The organism is Alteromonas gracilis (assembly GCF_043642145.1).
In the GTDB taxonomy this organism is placed as follows: Bacteria; Pseudomonadota; Gammaproteobacteria; order Enterobacterales; family Alteromonadaceae; genus Alteromonas; species Alteromonas gracilis_B.
In genome coordinates this window covers 39053-56169 of record NZ_JBHZRZ010000006.1, presented here as the reverse complement: position 1 = coordinate 56169, position 17117 = coordinate 39053, and the positions used below count along the sequence as shown (strand labels likewise).

The 17117-nt window shown below is 41.7% G+C and carries 14 protein-coding genes; all 14 read left to right on the top strand.

The genetic code is table 11. From position 1 onward, the window contains the following. The first annotated feature begins 22 nt into the window (after window positions 1-22). The 14 genes from rpmJ to ACHUFN_RS12930 all read left to right on the top strand — a co-directional run bounded on the left by rpmJ (window position 23) and on the right by ACHUFN_RS12930 (window position 17103). The gene (gene rpmJ, locus ACHUFN_RS12995) at window positions 23-139 is read left to right on the top strand and encodes a 50S ribosomal protein L36 (RefSeq protein WP_012519217.1); all 117 of its coding nucleotides are present in this window, start codon (window positions 23-25) and stop codon (window positions 137-139) included. 175 nt (window positions 140-314) lie between these two features. Next, window positions 315-671 carry a 30S ribosomal protein S13 gene (gene rpsM / locus ACHUFN_RS12990; protein ID WP_071816100.1) on the top strand — a complete coding sequence of 119 codons (357 nt, stop codon included), beginning with the start codon at window positions 315-317 and terminating at the stop codon, window positions 669-671. A gap of 14 nt (window positions 672-685) precedes the next feature. Beyond that, on the top strand, window positions 686-1078 hold the full coding sequence (gene rpsK / locus ACHUFN_RS12985) for a 30S ribosomal protein S11 (protein ID WP_013786215.1): 393 nt from the start codon (window positions 686-688) through the stop codon (window positions 1076-1078). A gap of 24 nt (window positions 1079-1102) precedes the next feature. Continuing rightward, window positions 1103-1723, top strand: a complete 621-nt coding sequence (gene rpsD / locus ACHUFN_RS12980; RefSeq protein ID WP_012519214.1) for a 30S ribosomal protein S4 — start codon at window positions 1103-1105, stop codon at window positions 1721-1723. Between the two features lie 19 nt (window positions 1724-1742). Continuing rightward, window positions 1743-2732 carry a DNA-directed RNA polymerase subunit alpha gene (locus ACHUFN_RS12975; RefSeq protein WP_334015833.1) on the top strand — a complete coding sequence of 330 codons (990 nt, stop codon included), beginning with the start codon at window positions 1743-1745 and terminating at the stop codon, window positions 2730-2732. Between the two features lie 41 nt (window positions 2733-2773). Continuing rightward, a complete protein-coding gene (gene rplQ, locus ACHUFN_RS12970; RefSeq protein WP_012519212.1) occupies window positions 2774-3175 on the top strand; it encodes a 50S ribosomal protein L17 in 402 nt (133 codons plus the stop codon). 257 nt (window positions 3176-3432) lie between these two features. Next, window positions 3433-5031 carry a hypothetical protein gene (locus tag ACHUFN_RS12965; protein ID WP_394222838.1) on the top strand — a complete coding sequence of 533 codons (1599 nt, stop codon included), beginning with the start codon at window positions 3433-3435 and terminating at the stop codon, window positions 5029-5031. A 2-nt stretch (window positions 5032-5033) separates the two neighbouring features. Then, window positions 5034-7121, top strand: coding sequence for a coiled-coil domain-containing protein (locus ACHUFN_RS12960; RefSeq protein WP_394222837.1), 2088 nt, complete (start codon window positions 5034-5036; stop codon window positions 7119-7121). Window positions 7122-7225: 104 nt separating this feature from the next. Then, window positions 7226-7543 carry a hypothetical protein gene (locus ACHUFN_RS12955; RefSeq protein WP_394222836.1) on the top strand — a complete coding sequence of 106 codons (318 nt, stop codon included), beginning with the start codon at window positions 7226-7228 and terminating at the stop codon, window positions 7541-7543. Further along, window positions 7540-8670, top strand: coding sequence for a non-hydrolyzing UDP-N-acetylglucosamine 2-epimerase (gene wecB, locus ACHUFN_RS12950; RefSeq protein ID WP_394222835.1), 1131 nt, complete (start codon window positions 7540-7542; stop codon window positions 8668-8670). The genes ACHUFN_RS12955 and wecB overlap by 4 nt, the downstream gene beginning before the upstream one ends. Then, the gene (wecC, locus tag ACHUFN_RS12945) at window positions 8660-9880 is read left to right on the top strand and encodes a UDP-N-acetyl-D-mannosamine dehydrogenase (RefSeq protein ID WP_394222833.1); all 1221 of its coding nucleotides are present in this window, start codon (window positions 8660-8662) and stop codon (window positions 9878-9880) included. Before wecB ends, wecC begins: the two co-directional genes overlap by 11 nt. A 100-nt stretch (window positions 9881-9980) precedes the next feature. Beyond that, window positions 9981-13424 (top strand): glycosyltransferase, encoded by a 3444-nt coding sequence (locus ACHUFN_RS12940; RefSeq protein WP_394222832.1) that lies wholly within the window; start codon window positions 9981-9983, stop codon window positions 13422-13424. Beyond that, window positions 13424-15508, top strand: coding sequence for a glycosyltransferase family 4 protein (locus ACHUFN_RS12935; protein ID WP_394222831.1), 2085 nt, complete (start codon window positions 13424-13426; stop codon window positions 15506-15508). Before ACHUFN_RS12940 ends, ACHUFN_RS12935 begins: the two co-directional genes overlap by 1 nt. Further along, window positions 15508-17103, top strand: a complete 1596-nt coding sequence (locus ACHUFN_RS12930; protein ID WP_394222830.1) for a heparinase II/III family protein — start codon at window positions 15508-15510, stop codon at window positions 17101-17103. The genes ACHUFN_RS12935 and ACHUFN_RS12930 overlap by 1 nt, the downstream gene beginning before the upstream one ends. Window positions 17104-17117: the final 14 nt, after the last annotated feature.

Below are 17117 nucleotides of genomic sequence, written 5' to 3'. Positions count from 1 at the left end.
TGATAGAAAGGGGAAAGATGTAATGAAAGTTCGTGCATCAGTAAAAAAGATTTGCCGTAACTGTAAAGTTATCAAGCGCAACGGTGTTGTGCGTGTAATTTGCAGTTCTGACCCAAAGCATAAGCAGCGTCAGGGCTAATCAAAGCGGAACAGAATATTTGCAAAGCTAATTGAGCAGAACCTGGATTATACTTGTCAGGTTCTGCTAGTTTTGTTTAAAAGTATTTTGAACCTTAATTTGCAATTTAGTCGACGGGTAAGTATCCTATCGGGCTTTTTAGGTCGTCGACAAATAAACAAGAGGAGTGCTGTTAATGGCCCGTATCGCTGGCATTAACATTCCTGAGCACAAGCATGCTGTAATCGCTATCCAAGCGATCTATGGCGTTGGTCCCACACGTGCGAAAAGCATTTGTGCGGGTGCTGGTGTTGCAGAAGATACAAAAATCAAAGAGCTAGACGAAGCTACTATTGATAAGCTTCGTGACGAAGTGGCTAAGTTCACCGTTGAAGGTGACCTACGCCGTGAAGTCTCTATGAGCATCAAACGTTTGATGGACCTGGGTTGCTTCCGTGGTATTCGCCACCGTCGTAGCTTGCCTCTACGTGGTCAGCGCACTAAAACTAATGCGCGTACCCGTAAAGGTCCTCGTAAGCCAATTAAGAAGTAAGCGGGGAGTAAGTTATGGCTAAAGCACCAGCTCGTAGCACGCGTAAACGCGCTAAACGTCAGGTTGCAGACGGTATGGCTCATATCCATGCGTCTTTCAACAACACAATTGTGACTATTACAGACCGTCAAGGCAATGCACTAGCATGGGCTACATCTGGTGGTTCAGGTTTCCGTGGTTCACGTAAATCTACCCCATTTGCTGCACAGGTAGCTGCTGAGCGTGCAGGTGTTGCTGCACAAGAATACGGTCTTAAGAACCTTGAAGTTTTCGTTAAAGGTCCAGGTCCAGGCCGTGAGTCTGCGATCCGTGCTCTTAACGCTACAGGTTATAAGATCACAAACATTACCGATGTGACCCCAATTCCTCACAACGGTTGTCGTCCACCGAAAAAACGTCGCGTTTAATCGACGGACAGTTGGAGAAAGATCATGGCAAGATATTTGGGTCCAAAACTCAAACTTAGCCGTCGCGAAGGAACTGACTTGTTCCTTAAGAGCGGCGTTCGCGCAATCGATTCTAAATGTAAAATCGATACAGCGCCTGGTCAGCACGGTGCCCGTCGTGGCCGTCTGTCTGACTACGGTGTTCAGCTGCGTGAAAAACAAAAAGTTCGTCGTATGTACGGCGTACTGGAAAAGCAATTCCGCAACTACTATAAAGAAGCTGCACGTCTAAAAGGCAACACGGGTGAAAACTTGCTACAGCTTTTAGAACAGCGTCTTGATAACGTAGTTTACCGTATGGGTTTCGCTAGCACTCGTGCTGAAGCACGTCAGCTAGTTAGCCACAAGGCGATCATGGTAAATGGTCAAGTTGTGAACATCCCATCGTTTAACGTTTCTGCCGAAGACGTGGTTTCTGTTCGTGAAAAAGCTAAGAAGCAAGCGCGTATCGTAGCTGCTTTGGAACTGGCTGACCAACGTGAGAAGCCAACCTGGATTGAAGTAGACAGCAGCAAGATGGAAGGCACTTTCAAGCGCGTTCCTGAAAGAACTGACCTGTCTGCGGAAATTAACGAACAGTTGATCGTCGAACTTTACTCTAAGTAAAGCTAACTAAAGAGGAAGCATTGTGGGTTCTGTGACTGAATTCCTAAAACCGAGATTAGTAGAGATCGAAAACGTTTCTCCTACTCGTGCCAAAGTAACTTTGGAACCACTAGAGCGCGGCTTTGGCCACACTCTAGGTAACGCCCTACGTCGTATTTTGCTGTCATCTATGCCAGGATGTGCAGTTACCGAAGTAGAAATTGATGGCGTTCTTCACGAGTACAGCACCAAAGAAGGTGTACAAGAAGACGTAATCGAAATCTTGCTTAATCTGAAAGGTTTAGCGGTTCGCCTTGAAGGTAAAACTGAGGCAACCCTAACTCTAGTGAAATCTGGCGCTGGCCCTGTTGTTGCTGGTGATATTCAGCATGATGGCGACGTAGAAATTACAAACCCTGAGCACGTAATTTGTACTTTAACTGGCGAAGCTGAAATCAGCATGCGCATTAAAGTAGAAATGGGCCGTGGTTATGTACCAGCTTCTACCCGTCGCTCCTCTGAAGAAGATGATCGTCCAATTGGTCGTTTGTTAGTTGACGCTTCATACAGCCCAGTTGAACGTATTGCTTACAGTGTAGAGTCTGCTCGTGTTGAACAACGCACAGACCTAGACAAACTAATCATCGACATGGAAACGAACGGTACTTTGGATCCTGAAGAAGCGATCCGCCGTTCTGCTACTATCCTAGCTGAACAGCTAGACGCATTCGTAGACCTACGTGATGTATCTGAGCCAGAAGCGAAGGAAGAGAAGCCAGAATTCGATCCGATTCTGCTTCGTCCAGTAGATGACCTAGAGCTAACAGTACGTTCTGCAAACTGTTTGAAAGCAGAAGCTATCCAGTACATTGGTGACCTGGTACAGCGCACTGAGGTTGAGCTACTTAAAACGCCAAACCTTGGTAAGAAATCGCTAACTGAAATCAAAGATGTTCTAGCATCTCGTGGTCTTTCTCTAGGTATGCGCCTAGAAAACTGGCCGCCAGAGAGCATCGCTGAAAAAGATTAATCAGGTTTTTATCAAACTGATTTGTAGAGAAGGATAAAACTATGCGCCATCGTAAGAGTGGTCGTCAGTTGAATCGCAACAGCAGCCATCGTCAAGCTATGTTCAAAAACATGGCCGGTTCTTTGGTCAAGCACGAAGTGATCAAAACTACGTTACCAAAAGCGAAAGAATTACGTCGCGTAATCGAGCCTCTAATCACTATGGCTAAAGAAGACAGCGTTGCAAACCGCCGTCTAGCTTTTGCCCGCACTGGTGACAAAGAGGTTGTAGGTAAACTATTCAACGAGCTTGGTCCTCGTTACGAAGCTCGTCCAGGCGGTTACACTCGCATTCTTAAATGCGGTTTCCGTGCTGGCGACAATGCCCCAATGGCATATGTTGAGCTAGTTGACCGTCCAGTTGTAGAAGCTGAAGAAGAAGCAGTAGAAGCAACTGAAGAGTAATTGATACTCGATTAGAAAAAGGGGCCTGAGTGAAAACTCAGGCCCCTTTTTTTATGTTCTAACATCTGTGATGTGTAGAGCGCAATTTATTGAGTTTTCCCTATGTAAATGGATGGTGTGCTTAACAAAGTGGTAACACATCTAAGCTATCAATAATGACATAATCTGATAGTATCTATGTCTTATAAGGATAATTACAAACCGTGTTGTTATTTGCTTAAGTTGCATTGTTTGCCGAGTTCTTCTAGGAGAGAAAGATGGTAGTTTTGTGCGCGTTGGACCCCTTTAACCTCATCCAACGTATTTTTCATGAATCTTCTTTAAAATTTGTACCTACCTTTGATGATTTACAGAGTCACCAAAATAACAATATCTTCCGTGCAGAAAGCGAAGAAACGTTACTAGAGTTGCTAGCAGCTAATTCGGAAGCTAGTTTGGGTATTCTGATTCCTCCTACTGAACTTCTGATATCCGAAGCGCTAAACTCATCAGGTAGCTTAAAACTTGAACACGTATCAGATACGCTCAGTCGTGCATTAAAGCTACAAACCCAGAATAGATTGAGAGTTTCGTTCATACCTCTTTACAGTATTTGTGGTACAGAAAGCGAAAACCCAGATGTAGCAGTCAGGTTTGATGTTACAGAGATTTTAGCCAATATTGATAGCCAACAGTTGTTGCTGTCTAATTATGTTTTAAACACGAAAGTTGAGTTGAAGAACTTGGATAAACGCATAAAAGCTTCGTTGCGTTTTCCACATAGAGATATTCTACCAATAGTAGACGTTGAAGACGTTATAGAACGAAAGCAACAGGAAAAAGACGAGAAACAAGAATTAGTTCACGATAACGCCAGGTTGGTTGACGAAATTCTTGGTGTACAGGAAGCGCTAGAGGTTAATATTGCTAGGCTTAAAGTCGAAGAAGACAGATTTACTGAGTTAAAAACACAAAGCATTAGCAAAGAAACGTCATTCAAAGAGATACATGATGAGCAGTGTAAAGCGCTGGATTTTTCTGTAGAAGCATTGCTCACTACACAAGAAGAATTAGAGATACAAGTTGTAGCAAGGAAAAACCTTTCTTCAGATTTAGCGCAAGCGGAAAAAGCGCATAAACAATCAAAAACTGAGTTGGTCAAATTAGAAGATGAGTTTGAGAAACTAGACGAACGGTATAACCAAGAATGCTCTGCGCATGAAAAGCTTAATGAAGCGTACAAACACGAATGCTCGGCACATGATAAGCTCAAAGTAGAGCATAAACAACAATGTGCTAAATATACAAAGAGGATAGCCAAGTTAGAGCGACAGCTAGAGGATAAAGCTAGAGAGCTAAAGGAAAAGAGCCAGAGTCTGACGCTGCTTGAAAAACAAAAAGACAGAGAAATAATTAAACTAGAAGCGAAAATCAGTGAGCAAGAAGACATTGCCCATGCGCTACGAACTGATTTGGCCAAATATCGAGTAGCAACGATGTCTCCCTATTGGCGTTTTTCTCAAAAATTCGAGAAGCTAAGCCATGTTTTAGATAGGAAAGCGACTGACCGCAATCAACAGTTGTTGGATGCAAGTCTTATTTATACCAGCGATTTGTTTGATGCTGATTGGTATTTTGAGACCTACAAAGATGTTGCTGCAGTCGGTATTGATCCAGTGCAACACTATCTAAGCGCAGGAGCATCTGAGGGTAGAAACCCTTCATCGCGTTTTGATGGAAACTGGTACCTTCAAAGATATCCTGATGTGGCCGAAACGGGAATGAATCCGTTGCTGCACTATATCAAGCATGGACGCGAGGAGGGACGCTCTATTTCTCCACTTATGATTTCTCATGAGAGAAGGAAGTCAAAGTAGTCATGAATAAAAAACTTTTGTGGTTAGGTTGCGGAGAAGCAAACCACTTACCTGAAAAAACACAAGACTATGAACATTGCTATTTCTTTGAGGCTCGACAAGAAGCTCTGAACAACATCTCGGGCAAATTCGATGGCTCAGTGGAATTGGTAAATGCAGCAGTTTCAGTAAGTGGTATTTCAAACAACTTAGAAATATATTCTATTGAAGAACTAAGTTCACTAAAGATGCCAACCGGTCTAAAAACACTGTTTCCCGGTTTGGTAGTTGAGGAAACTAGAGAGGTTGAAGGCATAAGTCTTTCAGATTGCCTCTCATTATGTGAGGTTTCAGGACACGAAAATACGTTGATTGTTGATTTGCCGTGTATTGCAGGCGAAATCATCGAGTCTCTCATCCATACACGCGCTATCGAACTCTTTTCTTGTATATATGTGTCTTCAGGTATTGAAACTCTTTATGAGGGCGCCAAAACTGCAAGCGAGCTTGAATTGTTATTGAACAATGGCTACTTCGAACTAAATTCAACTAATACCGATGACCCCGATATTCCATCGTTCAAATACATGTACGATGAACGTTTAGCCAACCTTGGTGCTGTAAGCGCGCAGCTAGAAATTGCAGAGGGACAAGCAAAAGAACTAAAAAGGACTGTAGTAGAGCTAAAAGCCCAATTGGCCTCGAAAGATTCTGAAGTAGCTCAATTTTCGTCTGAAAATAATTCGTTAAAGAATTCGTTGGAGGTTGCAAGTAACTCATTAAAGGATAACAGTGAAGCTTTCTCAGCTCTAGAAAGAGACCTTGAGAAGGCAAATTTAGAAGCGCAAAAACGTATATCTGACAATGAAAAACTACGCATTCAGCTTCAGGAGTCAGAAAGTAATGTTGACTCGTTTACAATAGAGGTTGAGACATTAAACAGTACGATTAATTCTCTAAAAGCTAAACTAGAAACTTCAAACAATGAAATTGAAAAGTTAAGCGCTGCATTGAAAGCATCGGTAGAGGAAGTATCGCAGCGTAACGATAGTGCCGAAAAGGATATCCTAAAAATCAAAGCATTAGAAGACGCGCTTAAAAAATCTCAAGATAAATGCGACGAAGTTTATTCTTGGTTTGCAAGTAGGAAAAAGCAGGTAGAGGTCCTTGAATCTCAAATCAATTCACTAAAACAGGAAAGAGACAACTTACTGGCTTCTCGTGACACTCAAAAGTCAGTGAAAGAGCTGGAAGCTAAGATAGATACATTATTCAAAACACAAAGCAATGAAAGCGTTGAGATAGCAAACGCATTAGGGCGTCATATTACTAAAAGCGAAACGAATACTCGCACAGAACTATTGGCTTTAAATAAGCTTCAAGATGTGCTGCATAACAAGGAACTCATCACCTATGGTTGTGGGGAGTCACTTAGTTCAGAAAGCCTCCTTTTTCTTACATCACTTATCCGACTTAGTGACTATGATGTTATTATTGAATTTGGAAGTGGTACTAGCACAGCAGTAATGGCTGATGTTATTGCATCGAAGTTCAAGAGGTCTAATACTCTGCATCTCGACGATGACTCAACGCGCTCAAGCGAGCAAGATAAGTTAGCTAATATAAATAACGGCAATTTCAGAAGTTTACCTAATTACATTATTTCCTTTGAGCAATCAGAAACTTTCTTGGGAAATACATCTAAGTTGTTAGAGAACGCAAACCTGATGCAGCTTGTAGACCTTTGCCTCACCCCTTTAATTGATAATAAATACAGTTCAGTTGAGCCTTCCTTGTTTTACGGTTGTGAAGAGAAGCTTAGGGAAGTCAAACGTGTATTAGATGGCCGTTGTGCAAATATTCTTGTGATTGTCGATGGACCCTACACAAAGAGCAATTCAGCAGAATGTAAAAGTGTTGCACTTCCATCTGTTTTAGACGAGCTTTCAATGCATGCAGTTGACTTCTTTCTAGAAGAAGAAAACGCTGACTTAAGGCAAAGGCTCGTCACAAGTTGGCAATCTGAAACAGAAAGAAGAGGGCTTTCTTTTAATTTTGAACAGCTTAGCAACAGCGGTGAGTCGTTGTTAGCTAAAAGTAGGCCATTGTGAGACTAATATCCTTGATTAATGCAAACATAATCAGTTGTGGTAGTATACAGAGTCGCAAATGGTATACCTTTGGGCGCAATAGAAAAAAGTTATAGAGCACGAAGATGAGTAGTAAAAAGCATTTGTATATGAGAGAAGCCAATCTCCTGTTTCGAGAAGAGAAATATCAAGAGGCTGCAGAAAAATATGAGCTCGCTGGAGCGGTGCTGGGAAAACATTTAGTTGAAGTTAATCTTTGGCTTTGTAAACAGCGTGCTGCTAGCAAAAAAAGTTCACAATGCGTGCATCAATCTCACCTCATTTATTCCGAAGAAGCACTGAGTAACCAAAAGCAATTAGAACAATCTCAGGCGCTTGTAGAAAAGTACTATAACCAAGTACAAGAGTTACGATTTAAACTGATGGACTTAGAGAGACAATGAAAATATTAACCGTGTTCGGTACACGCCCTGAAGCGATAAAAATGGCTCCTTTAGCATTGAAACTGGCTGAAACACAGGGTCTTGATGCTAGGGTATGTGTAACCGCACAGCATAGGGAAATGCTTGATCAGGTTTTAGAGCTGTTCGAGCTGAAGCCTGATTATGATCTAGATATCATGAAGCCGGGTCAAGACTTGACAGATGTTACTACTAATATTTTGCAAGGTATGAAGCCTGTGTTAGCAGACTTTAAACCGGATGTGGTTTTGGTGCATGGTGATACAGCTACCACTTTTGCTACAAGTCTAGCTGCGTATTATCAGCAAATAGCTGTGGGGCACGTTGAAGCAGGCCTGAGAACTGGAAACATTTATTCGCCGTGGCCGGAAGAGGCCAACCGTAAACTAACGGGGGCAATTACCACCTATCATTTTGCGCCTACAGATATTTCAAAGCAAAACTTGTTGAATGAGGCAGTGGCGGAGTCTGCTATTACAGTTACGGGAAATACGGTAATTGACGCACTTCTGAGTGTCAGTGAAAAATTCAAGACCGATATAGCTTTAAATAGTCGAATGGCTGAAGAATTCGGTTTCTTAGACGAAAACAAGAAGCTTATCCTTGTAACAGGTCACCGAAGAGAAAGTTTTGGGGGTGGTTTTGAGAGGATATGTCAAGCATTGGCTGCTACTGCCGGAGCGCACCCAGAGTGTCAAATTGTTTACCCTGTACATTTGAACCCGAATGTTCAGGAGCCAGTTAATAGATTGCTGAATGGTGTTGACAATATTACCCTGATAAAACCGCAAGACTATTTGCCTTTTGTTTACTTGATGAACAAGGCACATATCATTTTAACTGACTCTGGTGGCATTCAAGAAGAAGCGCCTTCTCTTGGTAAGCCCGTACTTGTCATGCGTGATACAACTGAACGTCCTGAGGCAGTTAAAGCCGGAACAGTGAAGTTGGTTGGAACCGATGTTGAAGTGATAAAGCAACAGCTTTCGTTGTTACTTACTAACGATAAAGAATATAAAGAAATGAGCTTTGCCCATAACCCGTATGGCGATGGAAGAGCATGCGAAAAAATCATCGAAGTTTTGATGGAGACATTAAATGGAAATTAATAAAAATGTTTGTATTGTTGGGATGGGCTATATTGGCTTGCCAACTGCAGCACTTCTTGCAAATCGCGGCTTCCGCGTACACGGTGTTGATGTAAACAAAAAAGCGGTTGATACAATCAATAAGGGTGAAATTCACATCGTTGAGCCCGAGTTGGATACATTTGTAAAATCGGCAGTGAATAGCAACATGCTTTCCGCTCATTTAGAACCAACTGAAGCCGATATTTTCCTAGTTGCTGTACCCACGCCTTTCCATCACGATAAGCTTAATTCAGTGACAAACTCACCTATTCCAAACTTGGACTACGTAAAAAGCGCTACGCAAGCGATTGCACCATTCGTAAAGCCAGGAAATTTGGTTCTGTTAGAGTCTACTTCACCGGTAGGCACCACTGAAATGATGGCCGCCGAGCTCGAAGCTGCAGGGGTAGACCTTTCTGAAATTCATGTTGCTCACTCACCTGAACGTGTATTGCCAGGGCAAATAATGCGTGAGCTCATTGAAAATGATCGTGTTGTTGGTGGTATTAACCCTGCTTCAACTAAGGCTGCTGCTGAGTTTTATCGTACCTTCGTCGAAGGTGAGGTGTTAGAAACGACATCAAAGACAGCAGAGATGGCTAAACTAACAGAAAACGCGTTCCGTGATGTGAATATTGCTTTTGCAAACGAGTTATCCATGTTATGTGATGACATGGGTATTGATGTTTATGAGTTGATTACACTTGCAAATCATCATCCTCGAGTCAATGTACTGCAGCCCGGTTGTGGCGTAGGCGGGCACTGTATCTCTGTCGACCCATGGTTTATTGTGAACTCTGCTAACGGCAAAGCAAAAATGACTGAACAAGCACGCAGAACGAACGATTACAAATCTGAATGGGTTGCGGAGAAAGTGAAAAATGCCGCACTAGAGTTTGAAAAAGCACAAGGTCGTGCTCCTATCATTGCATGTATGGGGCTTGCTTTTAAACCTGATATTGATGATCTGAGAGAGTCTCCAGCGCTTTACATCACGCAAAAACTCAACGAAAGCCACAATGTAATTGCTGTCGAACCCAACATTGAAGAGTTTGATGGGCTTAAACTGGTGTCTGAGGAAGAAGCCAGTAATGCTGATATTCTTGTATACTTGGTAGCTCACAAAGAATTCAAAGCACATGCATTTAGCGAAAAATCCATCGATTTTGCAGGCCTGTTCAAACGATAGTCCAGCATGATATCTCAAAGCCGGCTAGACGTTCTCGTTTCGTCGGCTTTTTTGTAGTTCCTCAAAATTCTTAATACCCCTTTGCACGGCATATGCAGTTATGAAAAAAGATAAAGTTGTTCAATTAGCACAAGAGCTTGCGTCCGAAAAATCCCATCAAGTCTATTCCTCTATTAAAAATCGAATTGCCTACGTAGTAAGTCACGGTGCAAGTTATGCTAGCAATGGCTATGCCGTACGAACACAACGAGTAGCACGCTCTCTTATAGACAATGGGAAAGATGTATTCTGCTTCGTGCGACCCGGAAGACCTTGGGAACTAAACGCTAACGCTGCGAATTCAATCAAGCCTGTAATTGATGTAAACGGGGTACGTTACATCCATTCTCGATGGGAAAATGATAACTACAGGATAAGTGAGCAAGAACACTTAAAACAATCTTTTGCCCAGTTTTGCGAGTTGTTTCAAATTTACAGACCTGAAAAAATCATAGCAGCTTCAAACTGGAAAATTGCCCTACCAGCCTGGGCTGCTGCTAAAGCACTAAATATTCCATTTGCTTACGAAATAAGAGGTTTTTGGGAACTATCTCGTATTGCAAGAGAGCCAGAATACAAGGAAACACCAAGCTTCAAAAAGGAAAGCATAAGGGATACTTTCGTTGCCAATCAGGCAGACAAGGTTTTTACACTAAGTTATACAATGAAAGCTGAGCTTACTCGCAGAGGGGTAAGTCAAGAGAAAATAAGTGTTATTCATAACGGGTTAGATGCGCTACCTCATATCGAAAGTGCCAATAGCGAATTGAGAAGGGAGCTTGGCATTTCAGATTCTGAAAAAGTGGTCGGCTATGTAGGTAGTATTACTGAATACGAAGGGCTTGAAGCATTAATTGAGGCTTGTCGTCAACTGATTGAAGACGGTGAGCAAATAAAGCTGCTATTAGTGGGTGATCATCAACCTGTGGATGGTGTCGATGGTAACGAGTCTGATTCGGACTCGTCATGGCTGATTAGAACAGGGAGAGTTTCTCAAGATAAGGTGCCAAACTATTTGGCACTTATCGATACAATAGTTATACCGAGAAGGAACTTGGACGTATGTCAAATCGTTCCTCCTATGAAAGCTATTGAAGCACTTTCATATGGAAAGAAACTTGTTATCTCTAACTTACCAGTACTGAAAGAAATCACTGAAAAGTTTAGCAGCGTTTATTATTTCGAGGCTGATAATATTAATAGCCTAAAGGAAACGCTAATACTAAGCTTACACGCAAAGACAGTGGCTCCAGATTGGCATAACCTAAAGCAAAGTCTGATTGATACTGCCTTAATGGGAGAAAGTTTTTGTGGAGATAGAGCGCTTAATTCTGTAACTGGAACTGTCACTACTACAAAAGACGAGAGTGGTGAACAGTTTGATAAAAAAATTATACTTAATTCACCTGAAGTATCTTGGTTTACATATGATGTTGAAAGACCGTGTGAACTTCGTGTTCTTGGTCAAGTTGCTTACCAAAATACAACTAAAAAAGAAAGGAAAGCAGTATTACTTGTAAAGGCCTTTGATAAGCAGGGAAATGATATCTCCAAAGCGTTAGGAAAGCTTGCCTTTTCATCTCATCTACAATCTAAGTTTAAGTACATTGCTGACACTAATAAGCAAGTTAAGCTATTACACAAGTTAGCGTTGCCGCCAGAAGTAAGAAAAATTGAAGTTGGTTTGTGTGCATTCAACTGCGAAAGTGCCGAGTTTGTCGAAGTACACAATTTCGATGTTACGATGTCATTAGCAAACTGCGATGTGAGAGTAGAGCAGGCTCAGAGAGTCACCAAAGATCCTCTATGGACTTCTTTTGCGGTAAGAGAGTTTGTTCCGCATACATTGACTGCCAAATTTAATTTTGAAAATCAAAACGAACAGCGCAAGAAGTCGTTAATTGCAAGAGTTAAATTCCATGACAGCGAAGGCAATGAATTAGAGGGTAAACATCAAGGTTTACTTCAGTCTAAGACGGTAGGAAACTTTGTGTATTTAGAGGTTACTTGTGAAAAAGTAGCTAAAATAATTCCACCCAAAGGTGCGACAAAACTGGCGATTGGCCTGCAAAAGTGGGATGCGAAAGGTAATGTTTTCGTTGAGCGTCCTATGCAGTGCGCACCGGATGTTCAAAAAATAGCAGATACAAGTAAGGCTTCAGATTTAAGAAAAGCACTGCAAGCAACTCCTGCCCGTCCATTAGCCAACGTCAAGGTTGCAGCTATTCTCGATGAGTTCACTATGGAATGCTTCAGAATGGAAGTAGATCTTGTGCCTATTTCACCAGAGAATTGGGAACATGAGTTAGAAGCATCTCGTCCCGATATTTTCTTTGTAGAAAGCTGCTGGTTTGGCAACAAGAACCAGTGGGGTGGTTTAATATACGGGTATACCTCCAATGGTGCCAACCAAATGGATAGCTTGGTAAAAGTTATCAATTATTGTAATAGAAAAGGTATTCCAACCGTTTTTTGGTCTAAAGAAGATCCTGTGCACTATAGCCGATTTGCTCCTACTGCGAAGCTGTTTGATTATGTTTACACCACAGATGCAAATATGGTGCAAAGCTACAAAAGTGAGTATGGTATAGATGCAGAGCCACTTTCTTTCTTCTGTCAGCCCAAAGTGCACAACCCTGTTGAAGTTATAACACGCTCCCATAAAGCAGCATTCGCTGGGTCTTACTATTCTGACAAGAAAGAGCGATGTGATGACTTCCATACCATTTTAGGGGGGCTAGACGATGCTGGTGTACCCTATGAAATTTATGACCGTTGTTTGAAGCGCGGTGTGTCTCATCTTCAATTTCCTGAATATTTCAAAAAACATGTAGTCGGTTACTTAGAGCCTGATGAAATGTGGAAGGCTTACAAAGGGTATCGTTATACGGTGAACATGAACACCGTTAAGCATAGTCCTACCATGTTCGCCCGTCGTGTATACGAGTCACTAGCGTCAGGAACACCAGTAATAAGTAACTACTCCGAAGGTGTAGTAACGCAATTTAGCGGAATTGTTTGTGCTAGCGATAACAAAAAAGACATCATTGACTATGTAGAAATGCTGAAAGATGAGAAGGAATATAAGCGAATCGCTGAGCAGGGTGCTAGAGAGACACTCGGCAAGCATACAATTGCTGATAGACTAGAGCAAGTTTGTAAGCGCGTAGGCATTCCTGTAGTACCTCATTTACCTGTAGTGAATGCAGTTATTACCGCTGGCACAGTCGATATGGTAGAAAAGGCAAGGAAGCTTGTGAATTCACAGACGTATTTTGATAAGCGTCTGGTCGTAAATTTAGAAAATAGCAATGAGCTTTATCCTTATCTCAACATTAATAGTGACAAAGAGATTTTTAGAGTGTTAACCGAGTTCGCAAAACCGCTTGAGGGTGTGAGTGTAGACCTAGACTTGAATGACAATATTGCAGAAACGCTAATGGAAGACGTGGCCATTAAAACGCAGTACGACAACATTCACCCAGCGATAAGCGAGAAACAATAATGAGAACAATAAAGTTACTTATCTACGCCGACGTAAACCTAAATATAATGGACGGCTCTTCTGTTTGGCTCGCTGAGCTTTTGGCCCTAATCGCTAAAGACCCGAGAGTACAGCTCGACTTCTTGTCTAAGGCGCCGCATCAAGGTGGCCCATTGAATGGGCAGGTAGATAAACTGGTCAATATAAATCGCATTGAAAAAAGTGCTCGCCCCTTAAAGCCAGAGCAAGCGGCTGAAGCTATCGAGCAATTGGACAAAGAAAACAATTACGATCGAGTGCTTGTGCGCGGTCACATTGAAATGGGTAAGGCATTAGTTAAATTCCTTGCTGGCAGACTTGTTTATTATACGCTGGAGCCTTTTCAACGTCGCCATGAACTGTCGGTGAAAGAAAAGGTGGAGGTATCTGAACTGCTAAACGCTACAGCATTTGCCATAGTGCAAAGTGAAAGAATGCGAGAGAGTTATAGCAGTGAATTTGATTTGTCCAAAGAGCATATTTACATACTACCCCCGCTAATTCCGCCTATTATGAAGCGACCTAGCTTCCGTAATCAGCTTAATAGCGTTTGTTACACAGGGAAGTTCTCTGAAGAGTGGGGCACCCCAGATTTGGTAGATGTATTTAAGTTATTGAAGGAGAAGCTTCCGTACGCCAAATTAAATATCGCAGGAAATAAGTTTCACGGCGAACTAGGAGGTCGGAAAGATGAAATTCAAACCTATTTCGAGTCTGAAGATGGTGTTAACTGGGTTGGCGTCGTTTCTAGAGAAGAGAGCATTGCGCTTTCTCGACAATCTGATATTGGTTTCGCTCTTCGCTCGACAAAAATTGACAATGACGAATCTCAGGAGTTATCAACAAAGCTTTTTGAATACATGAGCAGTGCGAAGCCGGTCATATTAAGACCCACAAAAGTACACAAAGACTTACTTGGTAGTGATTACCCATTATTTGCAAAAAATAATACTGATGCAGCTAATAAAATCCATGATGCTTTGACAGACGTAGCGCTTTACAAAAAGGCATCTGAAATGTCTTATGAAGCATACAAAAATTTCGCCAAGTCGGTTGACCACAATGAAATTATCGAGCGATTAATTTGTTACCAGAAAAAGACAATGTTATTCGCAGGACACGATCTCAAATTTTTGCAAGATGTAATTTCTGCCTACGAAAAAGACACTAATTACAACGTGCTTATTGATCAATGGAATGGCCATACAAAGCACGATGAAAATGAAAGCAAGTTAAAGCTACAAGCTGCTGATGTTATCTTCTGTGAATGGGGATTGGGTAATATCCGCTGGTATTCGAAAAACAAAAAGCCTGGGCAAAAACTTTTAGTAAGAATTCACCTACAAGAAAATCAAGTTCCTCAATATCTTGAAGAAGGGAACTTAGATAATATCGATCAATTTATCTTTATCGCACCGTATAGGTATGAAGAGTTTGTTGAGATGCATAATTTGCCAAGAGAAAAGTGTAAACTCATTTTCAACACGGTAGATTGTGAACGTTTTGCGTTGGACAAGAGCGACGATGCTAAGTTTACACTGGGGTTCATCGGGATGGTGCCGTGGCGCAAGCGTTTCGATTTAGCATTAGACATTTTTGAGTCTTTATGGCAAACCGACAGCAGATATAAATTAAGGGTGAAAGGAAAAACGCCACATGATTATCCTTGGATGAAAGGGCCCAAGTTTGCTGACGAGTTTGTAAAGTATGAGGAACAAGACGCTCGTATCGCGGCGGCTAAGTGGAAAGATAACGTTATTTTTGATGGTCACGGTAACGATATGCCAGAATGGTTTCAAAACATAGGCTATATCTTGTCGACAAGCGACTTTGAAGGCAGTCATCAAGCTGTGGCTGAAGGAATGGCGTCAGGTGCGATTCCAATCATCTTGCCTTGGGCGGGAGCGGAAACGGTGTATCCAAAAAAATATGTATACGAAAACCTACCCGAAAACTTTGAAGCCCCGATTTTCGACATGGCAAAGTCGAAATCCATAAGGGGATACGCCAAACATCACTTTACCACGAGTCACATAGTAAGTCAGATAAGGGAATTAATTGGGTAATGGCTGTAACAACGCAGAATAATTCGCTGAAAAATGTTTTTAAGAGCGTTAATGACGCTCAGGTTTCTTTTTTTTGCAGAGAAAACACAGGTAAAAATCTAGAAGCGAAAGATAATTTACTTGCAGCGATAAATGAAGGCATAGTCAAAACTAATAGTTTCGAAGATGCCGATATTGACTTCCGAACTTTCGACTGGGCACCATCAGGCCAGGACCGGAATTGGTGGTGGCAAGTACAAGCACTTCCGTTTTTAGCTTGGTTCGTGGCGTGTAGAAAGTTGCTTTCCGCGCAAGAACGAAAACTTGCTGCGAAGTTTTGCAAAGATAGTCTTATCAATTGGATTGAGATCATCCCAGAGGATAATGACAAGACGCTAAGGTGGCATGACCATGCCACGTCGTATCGATTGACCAATCTCTTTAATTGGTTATTTTGTCTGTGGCTGGATGATGATCTGAGTGAGTTCGTAGAAGAACTTGATAGCCCTTATCTGATGGAAGATATTCTGAAAAGGCATATTGCTTGGCTGACCGAAGATGAAAATTATTCAAAGCATACAAATCATGGTCTCGATCAAGCCACCGCTGTATTCATTATTGGGTTGTACACGAATCACTCTGTTTGGAAATCGTTTTTTGAATTGTCTGAAAATCGATTAATTGAAGAAATTGAATTCGCGTATACGGAAGAAGGCGTACATAAAGAAAACAGCCCTGGTTATCATATATTCATGCTAAGAAGGCTAACTCGATTTAGCAAGCTAGGTAAGTTACACGCTAACAAAGTATCCGAAAAAGCGGCTCTACTTGAAGAGCGTGCCACAAATTTTAAAGAAGCCCTTACCCTTGTTGATGGAACATTGCCTATGGTCGGGGATACAAGAGGTGGTCATTTCGTTGAGAAATATGATTTCCCTCGCGAGTTGACCGTTTATGATTATTCAAAGTCAGGTTATGTGATTGTTAAAGGAAAGGTTTTAGATAAGCAGTTGTATTTAATGGTAAAGAATTGTTTTGACTCGGTATATCACCGTCATGATGACGACCTCCACATTTACCTAAGCTATGACAATATTGATTTGCTATCAGATGGCGGACTTGGCGCACACAATGAGAAAGATCCTCGCAGAATATCACTTCGAAGTAACGAATGTCATAATGTGCCTTATATAGTTGGCAAAAAAGCGACCAGAAATAGGAAGGCGCTAGCCGGCGTTCCGACTCTACACGTAACTGAAGGCTTTATTGTCGCGGAGAGTTTTTTGTATGGCCAAAAAATAAAGCGCACAATCAATATAAGTCAGTTAGCGTCTGGTTTGATAGAAATAACAGACGTTATTGAAGGGGCAGAAAAAGGAATGATGGAAAACCTTTTCTTCCACCAGTTCGCTAATGTCTCTTTAGAAAATAGTCAAGCTACTATCAGTGTTGAGGAACAGCAACGAATGATTATTTCATATGGTAGCGAAAACATTAAGGTTGCAATAAAGGAACGGCCTTTTTCTAAACAGTATGGGGTTTATGAAAGTGCTCCTTCATTGGAAATAGATGCAAGTAAGCATGGTCGGTTTAGCTTCTGCGTTCGGCTAATTTAGATATATTGGAGAAG

Bases quoted from the DNA above. Each gene is read 5' to 3' on its own strand.
- rpsK (WP_013786215.1), top strand. From the start codon at position 686: ATGGCTAAAGCACCAGCTCGTAGCACGCGTAAACGCGCTAAACGTCAG.
- ACHUFN_RS12935 (WP_394222831.1), top strand. From the start codon at position 13,424: ATGAGAACAATAAAGTTACTTATCTACGCCGACGTAAACCTAAATATA.
- ACHUFN_RS12965 (WP_394222838.1), top strand. From the start codon at position 3,433: ATGGTAGTTTTGTGCGCGTTGGACCCCTTTAACCTCATCCAACGTATT.
- wecB (WP_394222835.1), top strand. From the start codon at position 7,540: ATGAAAATATTAACCGTGTTCGGTACACGCCCTGAAGCGATAAAAATG.
- ACHUFN_RS12940 (WP_394222832.1), top strand. From the start codon at position 9,981: ATGAAAAAAGATAAAGTTGTTCAATTAGCACAAGAGCTTGCGTCCGAA.
- rpmJ (WP_012519217.1), top strand. From the start codon at position 23: ATGAAAGTTCGTGCATCAGTAAAAAAGATTTGCCGTAACTGTAAAGTT.
- wecC (WP_394222833.1), top strand. From the start codon at position 8,660: ATGGAAATTAATAAAAATGTTTGTATTGTTGGGATGGGCTATATTGGC.
- rplQ (WP_012519212.1), top strand. From the start codon at position 2,774: ATGCGCCATCGTAAGAGTGGTCGTCAGTTGAATCGCAACAGCAGCCAT.
- ACHUFN_RS12955 (WP_394222836.1), top strand. From the start codon at position 7,226: ATGAGTAGTAAAAAGCATTTGTATATGAGAGAAGCCAATCTCCTGTTT.
- ACHUFN_RS12960 (WP_394222837.1), top strand. From the start codon at position 5,034: ATGAATAAAAAACTTTTGTGGTTAGGTTGCGGAGAAGCAAACCACTTA.
- ACHUFN_RS12930 (WP_394222830.1), top strand. From the start codon at position 15,508: ATGGCTGTAACAACGCAGAATAATTCGCTGAAAAATGTTTTTAAGAGC.
- rpsD (WP_012519214.1), top strand. From the start codon at position 1,103: ATGGCAAGATATTTGGGTCCAAAACTCAAACTTAGCCGTCGCGAAGGA.
- rpsM (WP_071816100.1), top strand. From the start codon at position 315: ATGGCCCGTATCGCTGGCATTAACATTCCTGAGCACAAGCATGCTGTA.